This window comes from Mesorhizobium sp. M0244 (assembly GCF_040321795.1).
Classification (GTDB): Bacteria; Pseudomonadota; Alphaproteobacteria; order Rhizobiales; family Rhizobiaceae; genus Mesorhizobium.
The window spans coordinates 72,607-79,111 of the sequence record NZ_JAMYSE010000024.1 but is presented as its reverse complement, the minus strand read 5'-3'; the positions used below and the strand labels follow the sequence as shown (position 1 = coordinate 79,111).

General features: G+C 63.2%; 5 protein-coding genes and 1 pseudogene. 3 read left to right on the top strand and 3 right to left on the bottom strand.

Annotation, left to right across the window (positions count from 1 at the left end):
* Positions 1–93: 93 nt before the first annotated feature.
* A pseudogene (locus tag NKJ08_RS17020) lies at positions 94–336 on the top strand (integrase core domain-containing protein); the annotation flags it as partial.
* Here the strand turns inward: NKJ08_RS17020 and ccmB are convergent.
* A complete protein-coding gene (gene ccmB, locus NKJ08_RS17015) occupies positions 333–998 on the bottom strand; it encodes a heme exporter protein CcmB (protein WP_352527953.1) in 666 nt (221 codons plus the stop codon). The pseudogene NKJ08_RS17020 and the gene ccmB overlap by 4 nt on opposite strands.
* A gap of 244 nt (positions 999–1,242) precedes the next feature.
* The gene (ccmA, locus tag NKJ08_RS17010) at positions 1,243–1,851 is read right to left on the bottom strand and encodes a heme ABC exporter ATP-binding protein CcmA (protein ID WP_352528095.1); all 609 of its coding nucleotides are present in this window, start codon (positions 1,849–1,851) and stop codon (positions 1,243–1,245) included.
* A gap of 280 nt (positions 1,852–2,131) precedes the next feature.
* On the opposite strand from ccmA, the gene acnA reads away from it, so the two are divergent.
* Complete coding sequence (gene acnA / locus NKJ08_RS17005) at positions 2,132–4,822, top strand: aconitate hydratase AcnA (RefSeq protein WP_352782369.1); 2,691 nt, start codon at positions 2,132–2,134, stop codon at positions 4,820–4,822.
* Between the two features lie 54 nt (positions 4,823–4,876).
* On the opposite strand, the gene NKJ08_RS17000 is transcribed toward acnA, so the two are convergent.
* Complete coding sequence (locus NKJ08_RS17000; protein ID WP_352527957.1) at positions 4,877–5,551, bottom strand: ceramidase domain-containing protein; 675 nt, start codon at positions 5,549–5,551, stop codon at positions 4,877–4,879.
* A gap of 175 nt (positions 5,552–5,726) precedes the next feature.
* Between NKJ08_RS17000 and NKJ08_RS16995 the strand changes: the two genes are divergently transcribed.
* A complete protein-coding gene (locus NKJ08_RS16995) occupies positions 5,727–6,476 on the top strand; it encodes a DUF1223 domain-containing protein (RefSeq protein WP_352527959.1) in 750 nt (249 codons plus the stop codon).
* The last annotated feature ends 29 nt before the right edge of the window (positions 6,477–6,505 follow it).

Below are 6,505 nucleotides of genomic sequence, written 5' to 3'. Positions count from 1 at the left end.
TCCCGGTGCCCCACGTCCCGGATGGGCTCACCATAAGGCCGTTCCAAAACAAGAACAGCAGGACGAAAAGGCACCACAGATCACATACCGGATAATGGCCAGGTCGAGCGGATGAACCGAACCATCAAGGACGCGACCGTCAAGCGCTTCCACTATGACGATCACGATCAACTGCGCCGGCACCTCGCTGACTTCGTCTTAGCCTACAATTTCGCGCGCCGCCTCAAGACCCTCAAGGGTCTCACACCCTATGAGTTCATCTGCAAAATTTGGGCAAAAGAGCCCGAACGGTTCCGACTCGATCCCACCCATCAAACGCCGGGACTAAACACCTAATCAGTCCCATGGCGCAGCGCCAGCGCCGCCGCCACCGGCCCGAGCACGGCGAGGAACAGGGTCAGCGCGGCAAGAATGACGAAAGGTTGCAGAAACGGATCGGGATCCGCCACCGCGCCATAGCTTGCCGATACGCCGAAGATCAGCACCGGAATGGTCAGCGGCAGCACCAGCACCGAGATCAGCAGCCCGCCGCGCGGCAACGCCACCGCTACCGCTGCACCGGCAGCACCGATGAAGGTGATCGCCGGCGTGCCGACCAGAAGCGTCAGCGCCGTGGCGCCGATGCCGACCGGCTCCATGTTCATGAACAGGCCGAGCAAGGGAGCGGCGATGACCAGCGGCAGCACGCTTCCCGCCCAATGCGCCAGGCATTTCATCAGCACGGTCAGGGCCAGCATGTGCCGGTCGTTGCCAAGCACCAGAAGATCGAGCGAGCCGTCCTCGCGGTCGGCTTGGAACAGCCGGTCGAGGCCGAGCAAGCAGGCAAGCAAGGCGGCGATCCACAGGATCGCCGGGCCGATGCGGGCCAGTAGCTTCAGGTCGGGACCGACGCCGAAGGGGATGGTCGCGATGACGGCGAGGAAGAAAATCACGCCGGTCAGCGCCCCGCCACCGGCGCGGACACTCAGGCGGATATCGCGCAGGAAGAGGGACCACATTACCATGCGGTCCCGATGCATGAGTGAAAGCCAAGCAAAGGATGGAGTTCCGTCGCGCCCCCCTCTGTCCTGCCCTCTTTGCCACCACTTGGCATCTCCCCCACAAGGGGGGAGATCGGCCGTCGCCAGGTCTTTCGCCAATCGCCAACGTCACAAGGATGGGTGGAGCGCCGAAGCTGCCAATCTCCCCCCTTGTGGGGGAGATTTCCGGCAGGACAGAGGGGGGCGCCGTGGAGCACCGACATCAAACGGTCTCCCCCATCACCAAAGCCTTTGCCCCGTCCAGCCCAAGCGGCAGATGCGTGGCTGCTACAACGATCCCTCCGCCCTCCAGATGCTTCCGCATCAGCATAGCGAATCGCTCCTCCGAAGCCTTGTCCAGCCCTGCCGTCGGCTCGTCGAGCAGCCACAATGGCCGATGGCTGACCAGCAGTTTTGCGATGGCGGCGCGGCGGCGTTGGCCGGTCGAGAGATAGCCGAACGGCAGATGGCCGATGCCGCCCAGGCCGACGGTTTCCAGCGCCTCTTCAACATCCGCAGAACCTGCGCCCGAAAAATCGCGCCAGAAGCGCATGTTTTCCGTAATGCTCAGCGCCGTCTTCATCGCGTTGAGATGGCCGAGATAGTGGCAGGCCGAGGCGACCGACGGAAAGTCTTCGTCACCGCTTTCGATCCGCACACGGCCTGCCGCCACCGGCAACAGTCCGGCGATGATCCTGAGCAGCGTCGATTTGCCGGCGCCGTTCGGCCCGGTGACGACCAGCGCCTGGCCTTCCCCCAGCGCGAATTCGATGCCGGAAAAGACCGTCTCGCCGCCGCGTTCGCCGCCCAGATTTTCGGCGATCAGCCGCATCCGTTCCCCTTCGCGAAAGTTCAAGCGCGGCTTCGGTGCACCGCAGCAAAAATGGCAATTCCGTGTCTAGAACTATTCCAGAAAATTCTCTATATCCGCATTATCCGTGCCAGCGGTCGGCACGGGAACCGAATTTGCGCCGAACCAGCGCGCGTGCCGCCTTGAACGGCCCGGACGCTTGGGAACGGATAGCGGAAATGGCCGTACCCGCACCTTTGCGCGTGATTTGCATGCCACTGGCGTCCGTTCCCTCCCGGCAACCGACAGTTAGGGATCGCACGTGTCCAAATCACTCGACAGCTTCAATTGCCGCCGCACGCTGACCGCCGGCGGCACCGAGTACATCTACTATGATCTTGTCGAGGCCGAAAAGAACGGCCTCGCCGGCATTGCCCAATTGCCCTATTCGATGAAGGTGCTGCTGGAGAATCTGCTGCGCAACGAGGACGGCCGTTCCGTCACCAAGGAGAGCATCCAGGCGGTCGCCGGCTGGCTGACCGACAGGGGCACCGCCGGCGTCGAGATCGCCTATCGCCCGGCCCGCGTGCTGATGCAGGACTTCACCGGCGTTCCGGCCGTGGTCGACCTCGCCGCCATGCGCGACGCCATGGCTTCGCTCGGCGGTGATCCGCAGAAGATCAATCCGCTGGTCCCGGTAGATCTGGTCATCGACCACTCGGTCATCGTCGATGAATTCGGCACACCGATGGCCTTCGCCCGCAATGTCGAGCTTGAATATCAGCGCAACGAGGAGCGCTACAAATTCTTGAAATGGGGTCAGCAGGCCTTCCGCAGTTTCCGCGTCGTGCCGCCCGGCACCGGCATCTGCCACCAGGTCAATCTCGAATATCTCGGCCAGGTGGTGTGGACCAATAGCGAGGACGGCGAGACCACCGCCTATCCCGATACCTGCGTCGGCACCGATTCGCACACCACCATGATCAACGGCCTTGGCGTGCTCGGCTGGGGCGTCGGCGGCATCGAGGCCGAGGCCGCGATGCTCGGCCAGCCCGTCTCCATGCTGTTGCCCGAAGTCATCGGCTTCCGCCTCACCGGCAGGCTGAAAGAAGGCGTCACCGCCACCGACCTCGTGCTCACCGTCACTCAGATGCTGCGCAAGAAGGGCGTCGTCGGCAAGTTCGTCGAATTCTTCGGTCCGGGCCTGTCCAACATGACGCTGGCCGACCGCGCCACCATCGGCAACATGGCGCCGGAATATGGCGCCACCTGCGGCTTCTTCCCGGTCGACAGCGAAACCATCCGCTACCTCACCATGTCCGGCCGCGACGAAGGCCGCATCGCGCTAGTCGAGGCTTATTCCAAGGCGCAAGGCCTATGGCGCGACGCCGGCTCGGCCGATCCCGTCTTCACCGACCTGCTTGAGCTCGATCTTGGCAGTGTCGTCCCGTCGATGGCCGGCCCCAAGCGGCCGGAAGGCCGGGTCGCGCTGGAAGGCATTCCGGCCGGCTTCGCCAAGGCCATGGAGACCGAATACAAGAAGGCCGCCGAGATCGACAGGCGCTACGCCGTCGAGGGCACGGACTACGACCTTGGCCATGGCGATGTCGTCATTGCCGCCATCACCTCCTGCACCAACACCTCGAATCCCAGCGTGCTGATCGGCGCCGGGCTCCTGGCGCGCAACGCCAACCGGCTCGGCCTCAAGCAGAAACCCTGGGTCAAGACCTCGCTGGCGCCGGGCAGCCAGGTCGTCGCCGAATATCTCGAGAAATCCGGCCTGCAGAAGGAGCTCGACCAGATCGGCTTCAACCTGGTCGGCTTCGGCTGCACCACCTGTATCGGCAATTCCGGTCCGCTGCCGGCGCCGATCTCGAAGGTCATCAACGACAAAGGTCTGATTGCTGCCGCGGTGCTTTCCGGCAACCGCAATTTCGAAGGCCGTGTCTCGCCCGACGTGCAGGCAAACTACCTCGCCTCGCCGCCGCTGGTCGTTGCCCATGCGCTGGCCGGAACCGTGACCAAGGATCTGACCACCGAGCCGCTCGGCGAGGATCGCAACGGCAATCCGGTCTATCTCAAGGATATCTGGCCGAGTTCCGTCGAGATCCAGGAATTCATCGAGAAGAACGTCACGCGCGAATTGTTCGCCCGCAAATATGCCGACGTCTTCAAGGGCGACGAATACTGGCAAAACGTCAAGGCGCCGGTGGGCCAGACCTATGCCTGGGACGACAATTCGACCTATGTGCAGAACCCGCCCTATTTCGCCGGCATGACGTCGGGCTTCGGCCGGATCGGCGATATCAAGGGCGCGCGCGTGCTCGGCCTGTTCGGCGACAAGATCACCACCGACCACATTTCGCCGGCCGGTTCGATCAAGGCGGCCTCGCCGGCCGGCAAGTATCTCACCGAGCACGGCGTCGGCGTCGCCGATTTCAACCAGTACGGCACGCGGCGCGGCAACCATGAAGTGATGATGCGCGGCACCTTCGCCAACATCCGTATCCGCAACCATATGCTGGGCGAGAACGGCCGTGAGGGTGGCTACACAATCCATTACCCGTCGAAGGAAGAGGAATCGATCTACGACGCCGCCATGCACTATAAGAAGGAAGGCGTGCCGCTGGTCATCTTCGCCGGCGTCGAATACGGCAACGGCTCGTCGCGCGACTGGGCGGCCAAGGGCACCAATTTGCTGGGCGTCCGCGCCGTCATCGCCCAGTCCTTCGAACGCATCCACCGCTCCAACCTGGTCGGCATGGGCGTCATCCCCTTCGTCTTCGAGGAAGGCACCTCGTGGGCGTCGCTCAACCTCAAGGGCGACGAACTGGTCGAGATCGACGGACTGAGCAGCATCAAGCCGCGGCAGAAGATGATCGCCAGGATCACCTATGGCGACGGCAGCGTGAAAGAGGTTCCGATCATCTGCCGCATCGATACGCTGGACGAGCTCGACTACTTCAAGAACGGCGGCATCCTGCAATACGTGCTGCGCGACCTGGCAGCCTAGATCCCGCCAGCTGTCGGAAAGTGCCGAACCGCCGGAGCCAAGCTCCGGCGGTTTCTATTTATACGCGGCTTTAGGCGCACCAAACCGCGCTGTTGCCGCCAATAGCACGCCGAGCATCAGCCCGTTGAGAATGTGCCACAGGAAATGCGTGCCGAGCGGGAAGCTGCCGCAGACCAGCGGATCGATCATCCGGCAGATGACCGACACCGCGAAGATCGCCGAACCGGCCAGATTGTACCAGCCGGCGCGATTGCCGCTGGCCGCGACCATGGCGCCGAAGAAGGCGAGCGCCAGAAATGGCGGCAGATAGCCGGTCGTCCCGTTCGACGCTTGGCGCAGCCAGTCCGGCACGGCAAAGGTCACCAGCCCGGCAACGGCGTAAAAGGCGACGAAGATGACGATCGCCTTGCCCCATTTCATGCCGAGAAAACGTCGCAGATTGAACAGCGTGTAGGCCAGCGTGAACCCTGCAATCGGCAGCACGTCGGCCAGGATCATTCCCCTTGTGGCAAAGGTGTGGAACAGCGACGAGCCGACGCCGATCGCCACCACCCACCAGGCCAGCACTTCGGCGAAGGCACCGGTGCCGCGCTTGCGCACCTGCCAGACACCCCACAGCCCGGCGGCAAAAAAAGCCAGATTGCTCAGCGCATTGAGCGGTTCGGCCCAGAATTCCGGCCCCGTCCGTTCGCAATAGAGGTCGACCGGCGCCAGGAGAGATTGCCACATGCTGATTGCCGCCCGAATCGCTTCTATCGTGAAGTGCAACTCCACCTATTGCGCCCTTGCCAGCGGTTGCAACGGCAAAGTTTCACCGCAACGTGACTTCCCGTTGACTGCCGCTTCTGCCACATATTTCGACAATCAGAACAAAGCCGGCATCACCGGCGGGATCGGAACGGCCATGTCATCTCGAAGACCATTGCGGCTTGCGGCCCTTGCGCTGGCCATCTCGGCGTTTGCCGGAAGTGCCTTTGCCGAGCAAACCGACAAGCCATTAGGCGTCGTCGAGCTCTTCACCAGCCAGGGATGTAATTCCTGTCCGCCGGCCGACGAATTCTTCGCCGAGCTCGCCGCCAAGGAGAACATCGTCGCGCTCGCTTATCATGTCGACTATTGGGATTACCTCGGCTGGCAGGACACGCTGAGCCGCAAGGAAAATACCGAGCGGCAATATGAGTATATGCGCGCCTTCGGCAGCCGTTCCGTCTACACCCCGCAAGCCGTCATAAACGGCCGCAGCCATGTCAACGGCGCCAGCCGCAAGGAAGTCGACGGCGCGCTGGCCCGCATGGAGAGGGTCGGCGAAGGCATGCGGGTCGGCATCAAGGTCAGCCGGACCAGCGATCGCGTCATGATCGATGCCGGCGACGCCGTGACCGGCCCCGCCGACGCGCATGTCGTGATCGTCTATTTCAACCCGCCGCAGACGATAAAGATCGGCAAGGGTGAAAACAACGGCCGCAGCATGACCTACTGGAACGCCGTTTCCAGCATCCAGACCGCCGGCATGTGGCACGGCAAGGCGCAGCGCTACGAACTGCCAATGAGCGAGATCGCCAAGAAGGGCGGCTGCGCCGTGCTGCTGCAGTCGGTCGGCAAGGACGGCTTGCCCGGGCCGATCCTGGGCGCAGCCTTTATCCGCAAGCCTTGAACTGAACGTCGCGCCGCCCCTCATCCGCC